Source organism: Sphingomonas sp. 1F27F7B (assembly GCF_005503355.1).
Taxonomy (GTDB): domain Bacteria; phylum Pseudomonadota; class Alphaproteobacteria; order Sphingomonadales; family Sphingomonadaceae; genus Sphingomonas.
Genome location: NZ_SCMK01000018.1, coordinates 1 through 19557, shown reverse-complemented (window position 1 = coordinate 19557; position 19557 = coordinate 1). Strand labels below are relative to the sequence as shown.

Here is a 19557-nt window from a genome sequence, read left to right as displayed (position 1 = left end):
AGATACTTGTTCGGGCTCTCAACCTAGTCCCCCGCGAACCCGAACGGCGTCACCCCGCTCTCGCGCTCATTGGCCAGCGCCGCGCGCCCGGCCGGCGGGGCGGAGCGCTGCGCGCAGTCCGGCCGGGTGCAGGCACGGCAGCCCAGCCCCACCGGCACCGCTTCGCCCGCCAGGTCGATGCCGCGCGCCGCCGCCAGCGCCCGCGCCTCGGCCGCGGCCAGGCCGATCCCCAATGCGAAGCGCGCCCTGCTACCCCCGGCGCCCTGCGGCGTCCGCGCACGCGCCAGGGTGAACCAGCGCCCGCCCTCCTCGGTCGCGACCAGCTGCGCGAGCGTCTCGTCGGCGCGGCCGAACGCCTCGGTCAGGTTCCACAAGGGGCATAGGCCCGGCCCCTCGACCAGGGGCGAGCCACTCGCCCCCGCGAAGCGCTTGGAGACTTGCCCCGCCCGGTCCACGCGCATCAGGAAGAAAGCCAGCCCCCGCGCGCCCACGCGCTGCAATGTGGTCAGCCGGTGCGCCACCTGCTCGAAGCTCGCGCCGAAACGGCGCTGGAGCGTGTCGAGATCATAGCCGGTCTGCTCGCAGGCGCGCAGGAACCGGCCATAGGGCATCACCAGCGCCGCCGCGAAATAGCCCACCAGGTGCCGGCGATAGAGACGCTCGCCCGCGCGATCGAGCCCGGCGCCGCGCACCAGCGCCTCAATCTCCCCGCGCGCCTCGCTCGACAGCCACTCGGCCAACGCGAAGGTCCGCCCCGCGCCGTCGAGCAGTTCGGAGAGCTGCACCTGGCGCGCATGATAGTCCAGCCGCTTGAGCAGCCCGGGCATCACTTCCGCCGGCAGGATGCGCACCGAGAGCTGGTGCCGCACCCGCAGCCGCTCCGCCATCGCGCCATAGGGATCGCCCGCCGCCTGGCGCAACTCGTCGGCCAGCGCCTCGGCCACGGCGTCGAGATCGGCGAAATGGTTGCGCCAGCGCTCGATCTCGCGACGTACCTGCCAGGCCGGATCGCCCGCGCCCGCTTCCGTCGGCGAACCGCCGGCCCCGATCCGATCATAGGCACGCGCGAACGCTTCCGCACCGCCCGGCGCGCCGGCCAGCCATTCCTCCATCTGCTGCCGGTCGATCTCGAGATCGGCGAAGATCGGATCGGCGAGCCGCCGCCGCAGCGCCTCGATCCCGCCGCCCGGTTCGGCCGCGGCCAGCTTGCGCGGATCGAAATCATAGACTTCGGCGAGCCGCAGCATCAGCGTGGCTGAAACCGGCCGCTGGTTACGCTCGACCAGGTTGAGATAACTTGCGGACACGCCCAGCGCATCGGCCATCGCCGCCTGGGTCAGCGCCAGCTGCCGCCGCAACCGCCGCACCGCATGACCGGCAAAGAGCTTCTGTTCGGCCATCTCACGCCTTTATTCCCTCTCCCCCCTGCGGGAGAGGGGGAAGCCGCATCGATCTTGTAAATTATTTACACCTTTTCAAACCCAAGAAAACCCCCACTTACACCGTGACCCTGCCAGACACCCGCCGCCCCTCGCCAAAGGAGGCAATGTCTTTCCATACAAGCTGAGCAATTCAGTCAAGGAAATGACAATGCCGACGCGTTTCGAAGATCTGATCCCCGCCCCCACCGGCCGGTTCGACGGCATCGTGCGCCCCTATGCCCCCGAAGATGTCGAGCGGCTGCGCGGCTCGCTCGCGGTCGAGCACACGCTGGCCCGCCGCGGCGCGCTCAAGCTGTGGGAGCTGCTGCAGGAAGAGGATTACATCAACGCCCTCGGCGCGCTCTCCGGCAATCAGGCTATGCAGATGGTCCGCGCCGGATTGAAGGCGATCTACCTGTCGGGCTGGCAAGTCGCGGCCGATGCCAACACCGCCGGCCAGATGTATCCCGACCAGTCGCTCTATCCCGCCAATGCGGGGCCCGAACTGGCGCGCCGGATCAACGCGACGCTCCAGCGCGCCGACCAGATCGAGCATATGGAGGGCGGCGCACAGCGCGACTGGTTCGCGCCGATCGTCGCCGATGCCGAGGCCGGCTTTGGCGGCCCGCTCAACTGCTTCGAGATCATGAAGGCCTATATCGCCGCAGGCGCCGCCGGGGTGCATTACGAAGACCAGCTCGCATCGGAAAAGAAGTGCGGGCACCTCGGCGGCAAGGTGCTGATCCCCACCCAGGCGCATATCCGCAATCTCGACGCGGCCCGGCTGGCCGCGGACGTCGCCGGCGTGCCGACGGTGATCTGCGCCCGCACCGATGCGGAGAGCGCGCGCCTGATCACGTCGGACGTCGATGAGCGCGACCGCGAGTTCCTCACCGGCGAGCGCACCCCGGAAGGGTTCTTCCGCCTCAAGGAGGGCACCGGCGTCGATCACTGCATCAAGCGCGGCCTCGCCTTTGCCGAGCATGCCGATCTGCTGTGGTGGGAGACCTCGAAGCCCAACATGGACGATGCCCGCCGCTTCGCCGAGGCGATCAAGAAGGAATTCCCGAACAAGATGCTGGCGTACAATTGTTCGCCCAGCTTCAATTGGGAGAAGAATCTCGACAAGGACGACATCGCCCGCTTCCAGCGCGAGATCGGCGCGATGGGCTACAAGTTCCAGTTCGTCACGCTCGCTGGCTTCCACCAGCTGAACTACGGCATGTTCGAGCTGGCCCGGGGCTACAAGGATCGCGGCATGGCGGCCTATTCGGAGCTGCAACAGGCCGAGTTCGCCGCCGAGGCGAACGGCTATACCGCGACGCGCCACCAGCGCGAAGTCGGCACCGGCTATTTCGATGCGATCGCGACCACGCTGGCGGGCGGCAGCAGCAGCACCACCGCGCTCGCCGAGAGCACCGAAGCCGCCCAGTTCGTCACCACCCAAGCCGCCTGAGACCTGAGAAAGGAGTGATTGCCATGACCGAACCCCAGCGCAGCCGCGCCGTCTTCTCGACCGAGGATTTCCGCCTCATCCGCGAAGCGGTCGCCACGCATCTCGAAAAGGTGAAGGACGCACCCGAGTCCACGAAATACGCCAATCTCTATCATCGCCTGGGCCGAGTGGCCTGAATGGAAGAACCCCTCCCTCGTCATCCCCGCGCAGGCGGGGATGACGGATAAGGGGCGGCGTGCCCGATCTCGACTTTCCTGGGGAGGAAAGGATGTCCGTCGGAAGGTCAGCTTCCGGCGGACATTTCCGCATTGCGGACGGCGAGCGCCGCGATCCGCGCCTCGTGCTCCGCCTTGCCGAAGGGGAAGAAGCGATAGAGGACCGCCGCCGCGACGGCGAGCACGCCATAGACGACGAAGAACAGGATGGTCAGCCGGTCCACCGTCGCCATGGGCACCTGGCCCGGCCTGGCGGCGGCGGGGAACGCGACCAGCTCGAGCAACAGGCCCGTCGCCCAGATGCCCAGTCCGCTGCAGCATTTCTGGATGAAGAAGGACCCGGCGAAGAACACCCCTTCGTTGCGCCGGCCGGTCTCGATCTCGGAATGCTCGACGACATCGGCCATCATCGAGGCGCCGAGGATCGTCGCGGAAATGCTGCACGCGACGTTGAGCGCATAGATGGCGAACAGCGACGGCAGCAGCCAGGTCGTGCCCGGCGCCGGGAACAGGCCGACGAGCCGCAGCACATAGGGCAGCGCCACCCAGAAGGCAGCCGCCGCCATCAGCCCCATCGCCGCCTTCGGCTTGCCGAACCGGCGCGAAGCGCGCGGCGCGACGAAGAAGGCGAGAAAGGCGCCGACCAGCAACGAGAAGGCGATGATCGTGAAATCCTGGTTCTGAAAGCGCCAGACATGAGCATAGAGATAGCTCGACAGCGCGAAGCTCACGCCCTGCGCCGAATAATAGCAGAGCCCGGCAGCCATCAGGATCAGGAAGGCGCGGTTCTTCACCGTCTCGCCCAGCTCTGCGAAATGGGCGCCCAGCGACTGGCGCGCGCGCTCCTCCGACTGGGGCAGCCGCTTGATCTCGCCATGCGTTCCCAGCGCCGAGACGAGAATGGCAAAAGCCATGATCAGCGCGCTCGCCAGCGCGAAACCGGGATAGTTCTCGCGGACCAGCTGGCCATTGGGATGGCCCGGCGAGGGCCCGAGCAGCCAGGCATAGGCGAGAATCATCATCCCCAGCCCGCCGGCCCAGCCGAACAGGAAGCGATAGGCCATGATCCGCGTCCGCTCCTCATAATCAGCGGAAAGCTCGGGAGTCAGTGCCTGGCTCGGCACTTCATAGGCGCTGACCGCCGTGCGGACGAGCACCGACATGGCGAATACCCATGCGAGCATGCCCGCATGGGAAAGCGCAGGCGGGTTCCACAGCAGCAGCCAGCCGATCGCAATCGGAATGGCCGAAGCATACATCCAGGGATGGCGCCGGCCCCAGCGGCTCCGCGTCCGATCCGAGAGGAAGCCGATCGCCGGATCCGCCACCGCATCGAGCAGCAGCGCACACATGATCGCGAAACCAACTTCGGCGGCCGGGAGCCCCAGGACCTGATTGAAGAAGAACAGCAGGAAGGTCGAGAAGCAAAAGTCCTTCACGCCGTATGCCACGGTGCCGAAGCCATAAGCGAGCATGATCGGCGTACGGATTCGCCGCACCGGGGGCACTGTCGCCTGATTGCCGTCCATGCCCCTGCGCTCCCTCTTGGCCCATTTTTCCGCGCACCATATGTGCCGCAACCCGGGGGTCAACTACAAGCTGTTGGAATATCGGGTATGGCTTGCTCCAGAACATATGGTCGGTATAGCGTTCCGGTTCGAACCTGAGGAACGCGTGGCCATGGCGCTCGACCCGGAAACCTTCGATACGCTGATCGATACGATCCGCCGCTTCGTGCGCGAGCGCCTGCGCCCACTCGAAGCCGAGGTGGAGGCCGCGGACGCCATCCCCGCCGAGGTGATCGGCGAGATGAAGGCGCTCGGCCTGTTCGGCCTGTCGATCGCCGAGGACTATGGCGGCCTGGGGCTGACGATGCTCGAGGAATGCAAGGTCGCGATCGAGCTCGGCCGCACCACGCCGGCCTTCCGCTCCAGCTTCGGCACCAATGTCGGCATCGGCTCGCAGGGGCTGGTGATGGCAGGCACGACCGAGCAGAAGGCCGAGTGGCTGCCGCGCATCGCCAGCGGCGAGATCGTCACCAGCTTCGCCCTCACCGAGCCGGACGTCGGATCGGACAGCGGCGCAGTGAAGACCAGGGCGGTCCGCGACGGCGACGTCTATCGCCTCAGCGGCACCAAGCGCTTCATCACCAATGCCGACAAGGCCGAGCTGTTCACCGTGATGGCCCGTACCGGCGATGCCCCCGGCGGCCGCGGCGTATCCGCCTTCCTGGTGCCGCGCGACCTGCCGGGCGTGCGCATCGGCGAACCCGAGAAGAAGATGGGCCAGAAGGGCGCCCGCGTGGCGGACGTGGTGTTCGACGACACGCCGGTTCCCGTCGCCAACCGGCTGGGCGCCGAGGGCGAGGGTTTCCGCATCGCGATGCAGGTCCTCGATCGCGGCCGGCTCCACATCTCGGCGGTCTGTGTGGGCGTGGCGGAGCGGCTGATCGCCGACTGCGTCGCCTATGCAAGCGAACGCATACAGTTCGGCAAGCCGATCGCCGAGCACCAGCTGATCCAGGCGATGCTCGCCGATTCCAAGACCGAGGCGCTGGCGGCACGGGCGCTGGTGCTGGAAACCGCGGCGGCGAAGGATTCCGGCGCGAACACGACGATGGAAGCCGCGGCGGCGAAATATTTCGCGAGCGAGATGGTCGGCCGGGTGGCGGACCGCGCCGTGCAGATCTTCGGCGGCGCGGGCTATATCGCCGATTACGGCATCGAGCGGCTCTACCGCGACGTGCGGCTGTTCCGGATCTACGAAGGCACCAGCCAGATCCAGCAGCTGATCATCGCCCGCGAAACGCTGAAGCGCGGCGGATAACAATTCTCCCTCCCGAAGGAGAGAGGGCGGCAAGCGACACGAAGCCGGGAGAAGGGCAGCAGGAGACGGTGGCGATGCGCCCCTCTCCCCGGCCCTCTCCCCGCGAGAGAAGAGAGGGAGTTGGAATGGACACCACGACATTATTCCGCCTCGACGGGCGGATTGCCCTGGTCACCGGCGGGTCCCGGGGCATCGGCCGGATGATTGCCGCGGGCTACATCGCCCAGGGCGCCAAGGTCTATGTCTCGTCCCGCAAGGCCGAGGCCTGTGAGGAAACCGCCGCCGCGCTCGGCCCCAACTGCATCGCCCTGCCGATGGACGTCTCGACGGTGGCCGGCTGCAAGGCGCTCGCCGCCGCGCTGGCGGAGCGCGAGGAGCGGCTCGATATCCTGGTCAACAACGCGGGCGCGGCCTGGGGCGAGCCGTTCGAAGGCTTTCCGGAAAAGGGCTGGGACAAGGTGATGGACCTCAACGTGAAGTCCCCCTTCTTCCTGACCCAGGCGCTCTTCGAACTGCTCAAGGCCGGCGGATCGGCCGAGCGCCCGGCCAAGGTCATCAACATCACCTCGATCGACGGCCAGCGGCTGAACCCGTGGGAGACCTACAGCTATCACGCCTCGAAATCGGCGCTGATCTACCTGACCAAGCGCATGGCCGCTCGGCTGATCCGCGACCATGTCAACGTCACTTCGATTGCCCCCGGCGCGTTCGCCAGCGAGATGAACCGGGCCGCGCGCGACCATGGCGGCGATGTCGCCAAGGCGATCCCGGCCCGGCGCATCGGCGTCGACGAGGACATGGCGGGCGCCGCCATCTACCTCGCCAGCCGCGCCGGCGACTATGTCGTGGGCGACACGATCACGGTCGACGGCGGACTGGTCAACGCGTCGCTGGGCGTCAGCATCGACGGCTAGCGCCGATAATATCCGCGCCGCACCCTGTCGGGCATCTCGGCGACCAGCGACAGGCGCACCGACTCGAAGCAATATCCCGCCTTGTTGCGGATTAGCTGCGGGGCGACGTCCCGGTCGTTCGTCCGGCAATAGGTGCGTGCCGCACCGTCCACCCGCTCCCGCAAGGTGGCGCGGCCGGCCCTGGTATCCGGCGCCAGGTCGCCATAGGTGACCCGCAGCGCAGGCTCCGCCGCCTGCACCTGGCCGGGCAGGCGCGCCGGGCAGGCGCCGATGAGAACGAAGGACAGGGACAGGAACAGGATCGAACGCATCGTCATTCTCCCTTCAAGTCGCCGGGCAAGCCGGCCCCGTGGCGCGAAAGCCGCGCGTTGGTTCGGTGGCGAGGGGTTGGGCTAGCGGCGGCCCGCTATCTGCTGCAGTTGCTTCTCGAGCTTGTCGGCTTCATCCGCCAGCGATGCCGACACGTTGCGATAGCTCTTGCGGGTATCCAGCGACAGGCCGGGAGTCCGGGCGCGATCGCGATACTCCAGCGCGGCGGCGCGCAGCCGCTCCACCACGGCGAGCCGCTGTTCCACCGATCCGCCGTCCCCCGGGGCAGCGCCCGTGCCGGCGAATGACCCGCCAGGTCCGGGCGGCGGCGGCACCTGGACCTGAACCGGCGCCCCAGACAGCGCATGGAACTGGCGAGGTATCGCCATGGCTTCGGGGACGGGCGCCATACGCGGCACCGGCTTGTCGCGGCGGTACGGAAGCCCCTGAGCAACCCGGACCGCTTGCTTCCGCACCGAGCTCTCCAACGGCCTCGCCTCGGGAATCGTCTGTCGAGCCGCGGACTCCGCCCCCGGCGAAGCCGGGACAGCGGGGCGCGCGACGATCTGCATCGCGGCAAGCGGCGCGATCCCCAGCGGGATACCGGCAATCAGCACTGCGCATGCCAGCCCGCTCGCCGGTTTGCGCGGGGCCGTATCGAGCACGCGCCGGATCCGCCGCGCCATTGCACTGCGCGTCACCGCCATGCCGCATGCCGCATGCGCTCCGCACCCACCGGCGACAGCGAGCAGCGTCTGCGCGTAATCCGCGCGCGCGACATGCCTCACCGCCTCCTCATCGGCGGCCAGCTCGGTCTGGCGAGCCAGCTCGGCAACCAGCAGCCAGGCGAACGGGTTGAACCAGAACAGCGCGAGCGCGAGCCGCCCCACGAGCATCGCCAGCCAGTCGAACCGGCGGACATGCGCGATCTCATGCGCGATCACCGCCGCGGCACGATCGGGGCGCTGCTCGATATCCGGGTCAATCAATATCGTCGCCGGCGCGACTCCCAGGCTCAGGGGCGAGGCAATGCGAGGCGAGACGAGTAGCCGCACGGGCCGCCTCAAGGGTTCGGCGGCCCGTGCGAACACCTCCCGCCACACAGGGTGGGAGGCGGGCACCGCATGGCGGGTCCAGCGGTGCAACAGGAAGAGCCCGACGGCGAGGCGCAGCAGCACGAATGCGGCACCGCCCAGATACGCCAGCGCGATCCAATCGATCTTGGGCATGACGGGCGCCGCGACGACGGCCGACGCCCCGACCTCGGGCATGGCGGGCAAGACGGACGGCGCCGCAACGGCCGGCAGCGCCGCGATCTCGATCGCCGGCACGGTGAGGATCAGGATGGGAAGCAGCAGCAGCACGCCCGTGCCGGCACGCAGAACCGCCACACGCTGCGCCGCCGGCCGTCCGCGCAATGCCTGACTGGCAAGCAGCGCGACGGCACAGGCCAGCGCGGATTTCCAGCCGAGTTCGATCAGCAGGTCCGCGATCATTCCGCTTCTCCCCGCGCGTCGTCGATCGCGCGCTGAAGCTCATCGATCTCCTCGCGCGTCAGCGCCTTCTCCATGCCGAGCAAGGCCGTCGCGGCACGCACCGCAGATCCCTGGAAGAACGTGTGCACCAGCCGCTGCAGCGCCGTCTCCGCCACCGCCTCCGCCTGCGGCACGGGCGCATAGACATAGGCCTGATTGCGCGTACTGTGGCCGATCAGCCCTTTGGCCTCGAGCCGGCCGAGCAAGGTACGCACCGCCGAATCGCTCGGCGGATCGGCCAGCGCACCGCGCACGGCGATCGCCGTACCCTCGCCCAGGCTGCACAGCGCCTCGAAAACCTCGCGCTCGCGGCGCGGCAGCGATTCGATCACGACTCGGCCTCCTCCAACCTGCTACATTTGTAGTATGCTACAAATGTAGCAGGCAAGAGGCGCCGAACCGACTAGGTCAACGGGCGATTCCGCCGGCCGCCAGCACCGCCAGCGTCACCAGTTCGCTGGCGGTGGCCGTCATCGGGGCGATCTGCACCGGCTTCTCCATGCCGATCAGCATTGGGCCGATCGTCGAGTCGCCGCCCAGCTCGCGCAGCAGCTTGGCCGAGATGTTGGCCGATTGCAGGCCCGGCATGATCAGCACATTGGCCGGGCCGGAAAGGCGCGCGAAGGGATAGTTCGCCAGCTGGCGCTTGTTGAGCGCCACGTCGGGCGACATCTCGCCCTCATATTCGAACTCCACTCCGCGCCCGTCGAGCACCTTGATGCCGCCGCGAACATTGTCGAGCCACTGGCCTTCGGGATTGCCGAAGTTCGAATAGCTGAGAAAGGCGACGCGCGGCTCATGGCCCATGCGGCGCGCAACGGCAGCCGCGCCCGCGGCAATGTCGGCCAGTTCCTCGGCATTCGGCCGCTCGTTCACCGTGGTGTCGGCGATGAACACCGTATGCGACTGGCCCACCAGCACGTGCATGCCGAAGGGGGTGCGGCCCGGCGCGTGATCGATGACGCGCTTCACCTGGCGCATCGATTCGGCCCAGGTGCGGGTAACGCCGGTGATCATCGCATCCGCATGGCCGAGCTGGAGCAACAGCGCGCCGAAGATGTTGCGGTCGCGATTGACCATCCGCTCGCAATCGCGACGGAGATAGCCGCGGCGCTGCAGGCGGCCATAGAGGAACTCGACCATCTGCTCGACGAGCGGCGAGTTGACGCTGTTGTGCAATTCGAAATGGGCCGGATCGGCGCCGAGCGCCTTCAGCCGGTCATGCACGCTCTCGCGGCCCACCAGCACCGGCGTGCCATAGCCGCCGTCCTTGAAAGCGATCGCGGCGCGCAGCACGACTTCCTCTTCGGCCTCGGCGAAGATCACCCGCTTCGGATTGGCCCGCGCGCCTTCATAGGCGAGGCTGAGCACCGACGTGGTCGGGTTCAGGCGCGCGCGGAGCTGCTGGCGATAGGCCGCCATGTCGGTGATCGGCTTGGTCGCGACGCCCGAATCCATCGCCGCCTGGGCAACGGCGGCGGGAACCAGCTCCATCAGCCGCGGATCGAAGGGCGCCGGGATGATATAGTCGGGCCCGAAGCTGTGCTGCACGCCATATGCCGCCGCCACTTCCTCGGGCACCTGCTGGCGTGCCAGCTCGGCGAGCGCGGTCGCCGCGGCGATCTTCATCGCGTCGTTGATCGTCGTCGCGCGCACGTCGAGCGCGCCGCGGAAGATGAAGGGGAAGCCCAGGACATTGTTGACCTGGTTCGGATAGTCCGAACGCCCCGTCGCGATGATCGCGTCCGGGCGCGCGGCGCGCGCCTCGGGCGGCGTGATCTCGGGATCGGGGTTCGCCATCGCGAAGATGATCGGCTTCAGCGCCATGTGGTTCAGCAGCTCGGCGGGCAGCGCGCCTGCGGCCGAGAGGCCCATGAACACGTCCGCGCCCTCGAGCGCATCGGCCAGCGTGCGGCGATCGGTGGCGACCGCGTGCGCCGACTGCCACTGGTTCACGCCTTCGCGCCCCTGATAGATCACGCCGGTGCGATCGAGCATCAGCAGGTTGCCGTGCGGCAGGCCCATCGCCTTGATCAGCTCGGCACACGCGATCGCGGCGGCGCCGGCGCCGTTCATCACGACGCGCGTGTCCTTGATGTCGCGCCCGGTCAGATGCAGCGCGTTGATCAGGCCGGCCGCGGCGATGATCGCCGTGCCATGCTGGTCGTCATGGAACACCGGGATGTTCATGCGCTCCCGCAGCGTCTGCTCGATCACGAAGCATTCAGGAGACTTGATGTCCTCCAGGTTGATGCCGCCGAAGCTCGGCTCGAGCAGCTCGACCGCGTCGATGAAGCGATCGACATCCTCGGTCTTCAGTTCGAGATCGATCGAATCGACATCGGCGAAGCGCTTGAAGAGCACTGCCTTGCCTTCCATCACCGGCTTGGAAGCGAGCGCGCCGAGATTGCCCAGGCCCAGGATCGCCGTGCCGTTGGAGATCACTGCGACCAGGTTGCCCTTGGCGGTATAATCATAGGCCTTGGCCGGATCCTCGGCGATCGCGAGCACGGGCACCGCGACGCCCGGCGAATAAGCGAGCGCAAGGTCGCGCTGCGTCGCCATCGGCTTGGAGGCGATGACTTCGATTTTACCCGGCCGCCCCTCGGAGTGATAGAGCAGCGCCTCGCGCTCCGAAAACTGGACGTTCGATTCCTCAGACATTCTTCTCTCCAGATTGCCTCCCCTTTAGGGGGGCCGTTCCGCGGCCGCAATGTGCCGAATGCGACAGATTCCCATGCATCCGCCACGGATCGGCACGGATTGGCGCGCCCGGATGTGCGAAAATCCGCACATCCGGCTTTTTCCCCAGGAAAAGCCGTGCCGGGGTGTTGATCACGCAACGGGTTCCGCTACGCCGCAAGCCATGTCCTCCGCAGCCCCCACCCCCATGATGGCGCAATATCTCGCCTTGAAGGCAGAGGCGGAGGATTGCCTGCTTTTTTATCGGATGGGCGATTTCTTCGAGCTGTTCTTCGAGGACGCGAAGATCGCCAGCGCGGTGCTCGACATCGCGCTGACCGCCCGCGGCGAGCATGACGGCGAGCGCATCCCGATGTGCGGCGTGCCGGCGCATGCGATGGAAGGCTATCTTGCCCGGCTGATCAAGGCCGGCCACCGCGTCGCCATCGCCAACCAGACCGAGACGCCCGAGGAAGCGCGCAAGCGCATGGGCTCCAAGGCCCTGGTCAACCGCGCGATCATCCGCGTCGTCACCGCCGGCACGCTGACCGAGGAGTCGCTGCTCGACAGCCGCACCGCCAATTGGTGCGCGGCGATCGGCGAGGCGAGCGGCAGCGTCGCCATCGCCTGTGCCGACATCTCCACCGGCCGTTTCGAGATCATCGAGACCAGCGCCGACCGCGCCGCCGCCGAGATCGCCCGCCTCTCGCCGGCCGAAACCGTGGTCGGCGACGGTTCCGCATTCGACGAACTGGCCACGGTCACCCGGCCCCGGATCGACTTCGACAGCGCGAGCGGCGAAGCGCGCCTCAAGCGCTTGTTCGGCGTCGCGACGCTCGACGGATTCGGCCAGTTCTCGCGCGCGGCGCTCGCCGCCGCCGGCGGGCTCGCCGCCTATCTGGAGCACACTGCCAAGGGTTCGCTCCCCTTTCTGCGTCCGCCGCGCATCAGCCGTACCGAGGCCGCTATGGCGATCGACGCCGCGACGCGCGAAAGCCTGGAACTGACCGTCAGTGCAGCCGGCACGCGCCGGGGCAGCCTGCTCGACAGTGTCGACCGCACGGTCACGGGAGCCGGTGCCCGGCTGCTCGGCAGCGACATCGCCGCGCCGCTGATGGATCGCCCGAGCATTGAGGCCCGGCTCGATCTCGTCACGCATTTCCACGACGATGCCGGCCTGCGCGACATGGTGCGCGGCGCGCTCCGGGCGATGCCCGACATCGGCCGCGCGCTCGGACGCCTCGCTGCCGGGCGGGGCTCCCCGCGCGATCTCGGCCAGCTGCGCGACGGGCTCGACGGCGCCTGGCGCCTTGCTGAGCGGCTGGATGCCACCGGCATCCCGCCCCTGCTCGCCGACCTCATCCCCCAGATGCGCGGCCATGGCGCGCTGATCGACTTGCTCTCGCGAGCGCTCGTCCCCGAGCCGCCGGTCGATGCCGCGAACGGGGGGTACATTGCCGAGGGCTATGACGCCGCGCTCGACGATCTGCGCGACGCCGGCGCCGGCGGCAGGCGCGCGATCGCCGCGCTCGAGGCCGAGTATCGCACGCGCACCGGCATCGGCTCGCTCAAGATCCGCCACAATGGCGTGCTCGGCTATCATATCGAAGTGCCGGCCAGAAATGCCGATCCGCTGATGGCGCAGGATTCGGGCTTCACCCACCGCCAGACGCTGGCCGGCGTCGTCCGCTTCAACGCGCCCGAGCTGCACGAGGTCGCGGTCAAGGTCACCCAGGCCGGCGCCCATGCCCTCGCCGCCGAGGCCGCGCATCTCGAGGACCTCACCACCCGCGCCCTCGACGCGCGCGAACCCATCGCCCGCACCGCCGACGCACTCGCCCGGATCGATGTCTCGACCGGCCTCGCCGAGCGCGCCGCCGAGGGCGGCTGGGCACGTCCGCACCTCGTCGAACATGCCTGTTTCGAGATCGAGGGCGGCCGGCACCCGGTGGTGGAGGAAGCCGTGGCGAAGAGCGGCGGCCGCTTCGTCGCGAACGACTGCAATCTGTCCGAGAGCAGCCGCCTCTGGCTGGTCACCGGCCCGAACATGGGCGGCAAGTCAACCTTCCTGCGCCAGAACGCGCTGATCGCCGTGCTGGCCCAGGCCGGCAGCTATGTCCCCGCCGCCCGCGCCACATTGGGGCTGGTCGACCGCCTGTTCAGCCGGGTCGGCGCATCGGACAATCTCGCGCGCGGCCGCTCGACCTTCATGGTCGAGATGGTCGAGACCGCCGCCATCCTCGCCCAGGCGACGCCGCGCAGCTTCGTGATCCTCGACGAGGTCGGCCGCGGCACCTCGACCTATGACGGCCTCGCCATCGCCTGGGCAGTCGTCGAGGCGATCCACGAGGACAATCGCTGCCGCTGCCTGTTCGCGACGCATTATCACGAGCTGACCCGGCTGGCCGAGCGCTGCGATGCGCTCACGCTCCACCATGTCCGCGCGCGCGAATGGAAGGGCGATCTCGTCCTGCTTCACGAAGTCGCCGAGGGCCCGGCCGATCGCAGCTACGGCCTCGCCGTCGCTCGCCTCGCCGGCCTGCCGCCGGTGACGATCAAGCGCGCCAAGGCCGTGCTCGACAAGCTCGAGGCCGGCCGCGCCGCCACCGGCGGCCTGGCCGCCGGGCTCGACGACCTGCCGCTGTTCGCCGCCGCTGCGATCGAGGAGGAGGAAGCGGTCGATGCGCTGCGCAGCGAGCTCGGCACGCTCGACATCGACAGCCTCAGCCCGCGCGAAGCGCTCGAAGTCCTGTACCGGCTCAAGGGCCTGGCGGCGGAAGGCGCATGACCGTCGCCGACCTCACCGACCAGTTCCTCGCCATATTGTTGCGCGAGGTGGGCGGCACCCGGCGGCGCTGGCGCAACGTACTCGGCCCGGTGAAACTCTACAGCGCCTCGACCCATCCGCACTGCAACTGGTCGATCACCCCGGGCGGCGAGGCGGACGAGAATGCCGCCGTCGAGCGCGTGGCGGACCGCCTGCGCGACAAGCACCCGATAGTCGAGGGCTGAGCCCCTCCTCATCACCCTAGAACTTGTCTGGCGACTACCCCCTTCAGCCAAGTACCCCCGTTTCGTCATCCCGGCGCAGGCGGGGATCCAGGGGTTCCACGCCGTATCGCCCGTGACTCTGGGTCCCCGCCTGCGCCGGGATGACGGTTGCCGGACCATCCTTGCCTGAAGGGGATACGCCCCAAACCAGTTCGGCATGGCGGCTGGAGGAACGGCCTCCCTCGCGCTAGTCTCCCTGCAAAAGGCTATAGAGAGGAACCGCCCGGATGAAGAAGCTCGCGCTCGCCTTGCTCGCCTTCATGACAACGTTGCCAGTTTCCGCGCAGACCTTCCTCCGCACCGATGGCCAGCGCATCGTCGACGAAAGCGGCAAGGAAGTCCTGCTGCGCGGCATGGGGCTGGGCGGCTGGATGCTGCAGGAAGGCTATATGCTCCAGCTCGGCCAGCTGGGATCGGGCCAGCAGCATCGCATCCGCGCCGCGATCGCCGACCTGATCGGCGAGGAGAAGACGGCGGAATTCTACCGGGCCTGGCTCGACAACCACACGCGCAAGGCGGACATCGACATGATGGCGCGCTGGGGCATGAACTCGGTGCGCCTGCCGATGCACTATGATTTGCTTACCCTGCCGGTCGAGAAGGAGCCCGTCGCCGGCAAGGACAGCTGGCTCGAGGACGGCTTCCGCCGCATCGACGCGCTGCTCGCCTGGACCAAGGCGAACGGCATGTACCTGATCCTCGACCTGCACGCCGCGCCGGGCGGCCAGGGCAACGACCTGCCGATCGCCGATCGCGATCCCGCCAGACCCTCGCTGTGGCAGAGCACGGAGAATCGCCGCAAGACGATCGCGCTCTGGCGCGAGCTCGCCCGGCGCTATGCCGACGAGCCGGGCATCGGCGCCTACGATCTGCTCAACGAGCCCAATTGGGACTTTTCCGGCCCGGGCGGCGAGCATGGCTGCAAGGAGACGGGCAACGCGCCGCTCAAGCAGCTCTATGCCGACATCGCGGCGGCGATACGCGCAGTCGACAAGCGCCACATGCTCATCATCGAGGGCAATTGCTGGGGCAACAACTTTCAGGGCCTGCTGCCCTTCGCCGACCGGAATACCGCGCTCAGCTTCCACAAATATTGGAACCGCAACGACGAGGCCTCGATCGCTCCGTTCCTGGCGCTGCGCGAGACCTACGACATGCCGCTCTGGCTCGGGGAATCGGGCGAGAATTCGAACGTCTGGTTCCGCGACGCCATTTCGCTCGTCGAGAAGCACGGCATCGGCTGGGCGTTCTGGCCGCTCAAGAAGATCGGCTTCAACAACCCCTACGAGATCGTACCCAATCCCGGCTGGGCGAAGCTGGTCGCCTATTGGACCGGCAAGGGCCCGCGCCCGAGCGCCGACGAGGCCCAGGCCACGCTGATGCAACTCGCCCGGCGCGATATCCGCCACGAAAACAACCTCTTCCACCAGGACGTGGTCGACGCGATGCTGCGCCAGCCGCACGATCCCAGCCCGCGCCCCTCCGCGCCGTTGCGGATCACGGCGGAGGGCGGCGCGATCGACGCGGTGGACTATGACATCGGCCCGGCGGGCATCGCCTATCACGACAGCGACGACGCCAATTACCATGTCTCCACCGGCAAGGCGCGGACGCTGTGGAACAATGGCCGTACCTGGCGCAACGACGGCGTCGACATCGTCCGCGAGGACGGCGAGAGCCTCTATGTCAGCGATTTCGTGCCGGGCGAGTGGATGCGCTACTCGCTCTCGGCCGATGGCGGGGGCGACTATATGGTCGACGTCGAAGTGAAGTCCGACAAGGGGGGAGCGCTCACCCTCACGTTCAACGGCGGCGCCCCGGCGACGCTCGCGGTGCCGGCCGGCACCGGCTGGCGGCAACTGCGCCTGCCCGGCCGAGTCGCGCTGCTCGACGGCAACAACATGCTGGTGCTCGGCTCGACCGGGTTTGACGGCGGGGTGCGCGGCCTGCGCTTCGCATCGGCCCGGTGAAGGGGGCGTCGATGTTCCGGAAGCGACCGGCGTAGCGGCGCCGCGCGCCCGGGTTCATCCGATCCGGCGCCATCCTTTCGCACCAGCGCCGGATTTCGCGGCATATTCCCGCCCCGAACGGGAGGAGAATCGCGATGAGCAACTTTCCCACGCGCAGCGGCGCCGCAGTAACGATGAGCGACCGGCAGGGCTTCGTCCGGCGCTGGTACGCACCCAATCTCGACGCAGTCTATGTCCCCAACCGGATCGAAGACCTCGCCCCCTGCGTCCAGGCCGCGCTCGGCACGCACGGCCCCAATGTAAAGATCGTCTCGGGCCGGCATTGCTACGAGGACTTCGCCTATAACGGCACCACTCGCGCGGTAATCGACATGTCCGCACTCAACCGGATCGGCCTCGATCCCAGGCTGGGCTATTTCGTCGATGCCGGCTGCGAGAACTGGACCGTCTACCGCACCCTGCTCAACGGCTTCGGCAAGACGCTGCCGGCGGGCTCCTGCTATTCGGTGGGCGCGGGCGGGCACATCACCGGCGGCGGCTACGGCCTGCTCTCCCGGCTGCACGGGCTGACGGTCGACTGGCTGACCGGAGTGGATATCGTCACCTGGGACGCCGGCAGCGCCACCGCGACGCTGCGCCACGTCTCGAACGCCAGCAGCGACCCCGCCGAACGCGACCTGTTCTGGGCACTGCGCGGCGCCGGCTGCGGCAATTTCGGCGTGATCGCGCGCTATTATTTCGCCACGCTGCCCGATGCGCCCGATCATGCCACGCTCGCCACCCTGGCGTGGAACTGGAGCGAGATGTCGCTCGACAGCTTCGCCACGCTGCTCGCCGCCTATGCGGAGCTGGTTCGCGAAATGCCCGGCAGCGATTTCAGCCTGCTCAAGCTCAACCATGTCGCGGCCGGGCAGATCGGCATGATCTACCAGAGCGCCTCGCCGCCGGGCATCGGCGCCGACGAGCACCGGCTGCGCGCCGCCGCGCAGTTCCAGCAGGTTCGGCAGCGCTTCGACGCGATCCTGCCCTCGGTCCCGCTCGTGCGGCCGCTGGGCGGCCATCCCGGCATGATGAGCGGCCTGCTGCCGAGCGGCTCGGTCCAGCACCTCACCTATCTCGAAGCGGTGCAGACGCTGAACGGATCGGGCCCCAACCAGTTCGGCAAATACAAGTCGGCCTATATGAAGGCCGGCTTCCCCGCCGACCAGGTGCGCGCGATCTACCGGTGGCTGAACACCGTGCCGCCCGGCGTAGATGTCAGCGACATGGCGCAGAGCCTTCTCCAGGTCGACAGCTATGGCGGGGCGATCAACGACGTCGCCTCCGATGCCACCGCAGTGCCGCAGCGCAGTTCGATCCTGAAGCTGCAATACCAGACCTATTGGAACAACGCCTCGCCGCCGGGCGGCCCGCTCTCGCCCGACGAAGCGGCGCAGGCCCGGGCGCATCTCGACTGGATCGATCGATTCTACGCCGAAGTCTATGCGCCGAATGGCGGCGTGCCCGATCCAGTGCGCGATCCCGCCGGCGTGGTCGACGGCTGCTACTACAACTATCCCGACCTGTCGCTCGGCTCCTGGGCCGCGGGCGATGTCAATCAGGCGCTGCGGCTCTATTTCCTCGACAATTTCCGCGCCAACCCGCGCAACCTCGTCGCGGTGAAGCGATATTGGGACCCGCAGAACTTCTTCCACCACCAGCAATCGCTGCCGGTCCGTTGACTGCGGCTTGCCGCAGGGCCGGATCCACTCGCGCCGGTGCGGCTCAGCCCGCGGCCGCGTTCCGCTGCAATTGCTGGTAGACGCCGAGCCGGTCGGTAACCTGCCAGTGCCCGGTCAGGCGATCCCGATCGTCGAACCCATAGATCGTCAGGCCCGACATGCGAATGGTCTTGCCCGACGCGGGAAAGCCGGGAAGATCGCCCAGATGCGTGGCGGACCAGAGCCAGGCCATCGTCACTGCCCCTTCGTCCGCGAACAGGCCCTGGATCTCGAAGCGCTGGTCGGGAAACGCCGCCCGCGATTGCACCAGCCGCGCCGTGAAGCCGGCCAGGGCGAGCACCTGCCCATCCCAGGGATCGCCCGGATCATGCCGGATGGCATAGCTGGGGGCGAGATATCCGCCGCCGCCTCGGCATCGCCCTCGTCCCAGATCCGACGAATGAACTCCACCAGGCGCTGCTTGCGCGAATGATCTCTCGTCACGATCCACCTGTCGCAGGGATGCTCTCAGGCCCCTGAAATGCGGGGCTCACAAGATGGCGGAGCCCCCCAAAATGAAAGAGGCCGCCGGGGCGTCTCCCGACGACCCGGCGACCTCCGACATGGTCAGCGGCCGGAAGCTCCAGCCCGGGAGACCATGCGGACCGCTTTGCTTCGGACTGGCGCCGTTGATTGGAGGAGGATACCTCCCGCGCGCCTTACGATCGGAGGGCTTCCGATCGCGCCCTCAGCTCAGCGGTGCGTCTCCCGAACGAACTGAACCGACCCCATTGCTGAACCATGAGACATCGGATCACCTCCTTTCGCTAGTTGAAGAAGCACGTGCCCAACTGGACACGACAACTATTTGAATCACCGCGAGTCGCAGAACAAGTCTTGTATTAAATTTTGTTCTGGGCGAATCTGGAATTCTGGGCCCGAACCCTGGGCCTCGCCCCCTTCGCCGCCACCCGAACGCCGTGCATGGTGCATGCGTCCCGCCACCGCGCCCGAGTCTATCCCCGGCAATCCTCGGTGACGCGCAGCACTTCGGGATAGGCGGGCACCACCAGCGTGGGCAGGCCGCTGCCTTGGACGAGGAACCGCCCGCGGCTGAAGCCCATCGCGTCCAGCAGCGGATCGGCCGCGGCGAGATCGGCGGCGAGCCGGGGCATGGTCGCGCCCGACAGCGGCTGGACCGGGAGCTGGCGCAGCGTGCTGGTGGTCCGCACCGTGACGCTCGTCACCCCTTCGCCCTTGCGCGAAAGCACGACCCGGCCACGACCGGCATCGCAGCGCAGGATCAGTTCGGCCTCGCCGCCGGCCATGCCGAAGAACGCCACCGATCCGCGCCCATCCTGGCGATAGACCCAGTCGCCGGGGGTGAGCGGCCAGTCGCGCCAGTCCAGGCCTTGCGCCGATGGCGAAGGCGCCGGGGCCGGCGCTGGAGCCGGCGCCGGTACGGGCCGGGGCGCGGG

16 protein-coding genes are annotated in these 19557 nt (G+C 68.1%); 8 read left to right on the top strand and 8 right to left on the bottom strand.

Annotated elements, in window-relative coordinates; all coding sequences use genetic code 11:
• Positions 1-23: 23 nt before the first annotated feature.
• Positions 24-1400, bottom strand: coding sequence for a helix-turn-helix domain-containing protein (locus tag FFS08_RS16185; protein ID WP_137864175.1), 1377 nt, complete (start codon positions 1398-1400; stop codon positions 24-26).
• 190 nt (positions 1401-1590) lie between these two features.
• Here FFS08_RS16185 and aceA point away from each other — a divergent pair, with 190 nt between their 5' ends.
• A complete protein-coding gene (aceA, locus tag FFS08_RS16180; protein ID WP_137864174.1) occupies positions 1591-2877 on the top strand; it encodes an isocitrate lyase in 1287 nt (428 codons plus the stop codon).
• Between the two features lie 23 nt (positions 2878-2900).
• On the top strand, positions 2901-3053 hold the full coding sequence (locus tag FFS08_RS23570; protein ID WP_167299535.1) for a hypothetical protein: 153 nt from the start codon (positions 2901-2903) through the stop codon (positions 3051-3053).
• Positions 3054-3160: 107 nt separating this feature from the next.
• On the opposite strand, the gene FFS08_RS16175 is transcribed toward FFS08_RS23570, so the two are convergent.
• Positions 3161-4621 carry an MFS transporter gene (locus FFS08_RS16175; RefSeq protein WP_249341228.1) on the bottom strand — a complete coding sequence of 487 codons (1461 nt, stop codon included), beginning with the start codon at positions 4619-4621 and terminating at the stop codon, positions 3161-3163.
• Positions 4622-4772: 151 nt separating this feature from the next.
• On the opposite strand from FFS08_RS16175, the gene FFS08_RS16170 reads away from it, so the two are divergent.
• On the top strand, positions 4773-5918 hold the full coding sequence (locus tag FFS08_RS16170) for an acyl-CoA dehydrogenase family protein (protein WP_137864173.1): 1146 nt from the start codon (positions 4773-4775) through the stop codon (positions 5916-5918).
• Positions 5919-6043: 125 nt separating this feature from the next.
• Positions 6044-6832: an SDR family oxidoreductase gene (locus tag FFS08_RS16165; protein WP_137864172.1), complete on the top strand. Its 789-nt coding sequence runs from the start codon at positions 6044-6046 to the stop codon at positions 6830-6832.
• On the opposite strand, the gene FFS08_RS16160 is transcribed toward FFS08_RS16165, so the two are convergent.
• The 4 genes from FFS08_RS16160 to FFS08_RS16145 all read right to left on the bottom strand — a co-directional run bounded on the left by FFS08_RS16160 (position 6829) and on the right by FFS08_RS16145 (position 11340).
• Complete coding sequence (locus FFS08_RS16160) at positions 6829-7143, bottom strand: UrcA family protein (RefSeq protein ID WP_171012649.1); 315 nt, start codon at positions 7141-7143, stop codon at positions 6829-6831. The two genes, FFS08_RS16165 and FFS08_RS16160, sit on opposite strands and share 4 nt — an antisense overlap.
• 81 nt (positions 7144-7224) lie before the next feature.
• Positions 7225-8637 carry a M56 family metallopeptidase gene (locus FFS08_RS16155; RefSeq protein ID WP_137864170.1) on the bottom strand — a complete coding sequence of 471 codons (1413 nt, stop codon included), beginning with the start codon at positions 8635-8637 and terminating at the stop codon, positions 7225-7227.
• The gene (locus tag FFS08_RS16150) at positions 8634-9008 is read right to left on the bottom strand and encodes a BlaI/MecI/CopY family transcriptional regulator (RefSeq protein ID WP_137864169.1); all 375 of its coding nucleotides are present in this window, start codon (positions 9006-9008) and stop codon (positions 8634-8636) included. Before FFS08_RS16150 ends, FFS08_RS16155 begins: the two co-directional genes overlap by 4 nt.
• 76 nt (positions 9009-9084) lie before the next feature.
• A complete protein-coding gene (locus FFS08_RS16145; protein ID WP_137864168.1) occupies positions 9085-11340 on the bottom strand; it encodes an NADP-dependent malic enzyme in 2256 nt (751 codons plus the stop codon).
• 226 nt (positions 11341-11566) lie between these two features.
• Here FFS08_RS16145 and mutS point away from each other — a divergent pair, with 226 nt between their 5' ends.
• The 4 genes from mutS to FFS08_RS16125 all read left to right on the top strand — a co-directional run bounded on the left by mutS (position 11567) and on the right by FFS08_RS16125 (position 18100).
• Positions 11567-14146, top strand: a complete 2580-nt coding sequence (mutS, locus tag FFS08_RS16140) for a DNA mismatch repair protein MutS (RefSeq protein WP_137864212.1) — start codon at positions 11567-11569, stop codon at positions 14144-14146.
• Positions 14143-14370 (top strand): hypothetical protein, encoded by a 228-nt coding sequence (locus FFS08_RS16135; protein WP_137864167.1) that lies wholly within the window; start codon positions 14143-14145, stop codon positions 14368-14370. The genes mutS and FFS08_RS16135 overlap by 4 nt, the downstream gene beginning before the upstream one ends.
• A gap of 266 nt (positions 14371-14636) precedes the next feature.
• Positions 14637-16379, top strand: coding sequence for a cellulase family glycosylhydrolase (locus FFS08_RS16130; RefSeq protein WP_137864166.1), 1743 nt, complete (start codon positions 14637-14639; stop codon positions 16377-16379).
• Between the two features lie 134 nt (positions 16380-16513).
• Positions 16514-18100, top strand: coding sequence for an FAD-binding oxidoreductase (locus FFS08_RS16125; RefSeq protein WP_137864165.1), 1587 nt, complete (start codon positions 16514-16516; stop codon positions 18098-18100).
• 43 nt (positions 18101-18143) lie between these two features.
• Here FFS08_RS16125 and FFS08_RS16120 read toward each other — a convergent pair whose 3' ends face one another.
• Positions 18144-18440: an ester cyclase gene (locus tag FFS08_RS16120; protein WP_249341227.1), complete on the bottom strand. Its 297-nt coding sequence runs from the start codon at positions 18438-18440 to the stop codon at positions 18144-18146.
• 655 nt (positions 18441-19095) lie between these two features.
• The coding region (locus FFS08_RS16115) for a hypothetical protein (protein WP_137871840.1) at positions 19096-19557 on the bottom strand (462 nt) is incomplete at its 5' end.

Excerpts from the sequence above, each read along its gene's own strand:
- FFS08_RS16160 (WP_171012649.1), bottom strand. The coding sequence starts at position 7,143 with ATGCGTTCGATCCTGTTCCTGTCCCTGTCCTTCGTTCTCATCGGCGCC.
- FFS08_RS16170 (WP_137864173.1), top strand. The coding sequence starts at position 4,773 with ATGGCGCTCGACCCGGAAACCTTCGATACGCTGATCGATACGATCCGC.
- FFS08_RS16130 (WP_137864166.1), top strand. The coding sequence starts at position 14,637 with ATGAAGAAGCTCGCGCTCGCCTTGCTCGCCTTCATGACAACGTTGCCA.
- FFS08_RS23570 (WP_167299535.1), top strand. The coding sequence starts at position 2,901 with ATGACCGAACCCCAGCGCAGCCGCGCCGTCTTCTCGACCGAGGATTTC.
- FFS08_RS16125 (WP_137864165.1), top strand. The coding sequence starts at position 16,514 with ATGAGCAACTTTCCCACGCGCAGCGGCGCCGCAGTAACGATGAGCGAC.
- mutS (WP_137864212.1), top strand. The coding sequence starts at position 11,567 with ATGATGGCGCAATATCTCGCCTTGAAGGCAGAGGCGGAGGATTGCCTG.
- FFS08_RS16155 (WP_137864170.1), bottom strand. The coding sequence starts at position 8,637 with ATGATCGCGGACCTGCTGATCGAACTCGGCTGGAAATCCGCGCTGGCC.
- aceA (WP_137864174.1), top strand. The coding sequence starts at position 1,591 with ATGCCGACGCGTTTCGAAGATCTGATCCCCGCCCCCACCGGCCGGTTC.
- FFS08_RS16185 (WP_137864175.1), bottom strand. The coding sequence starts at position 1,400 with ATGGCCGAACAGAAGCTCTTTGCCGGTCATGCGGTGCGGCGGTTGCGG.
- FFS08_RS16145 (WP_137864168.1), bottom strand. The coding sequence starts at position 11,340 with ATGTCTGAGGAATCGAACGTCCAGTTTTCGGAGCGCGAGGCGCTGCTC.
- FFS08_RS16165 (WP_137864172.1), top strand. The coding sequence starts at position 6,044 with ATGGACACCACGACATTATTCCGCCTCGACGGGCGGATTGCCCTGGTC.
- FFS08_RS16135 (WP_137864167.1), top strand. The coding sequence starts at position 14,143 with ATGACCGTCGCCGACCTCACCGACCAGTTCCTCGCCATATTGTTGCGC.
- FFS08_RS16175 (WP_249341228.1), bottom strand. The coding sequence starts at position 4,621 with ATGGACGGCAATCAGGCGACAGTGCCCCCGGTGCGGCGAATCCGTACG.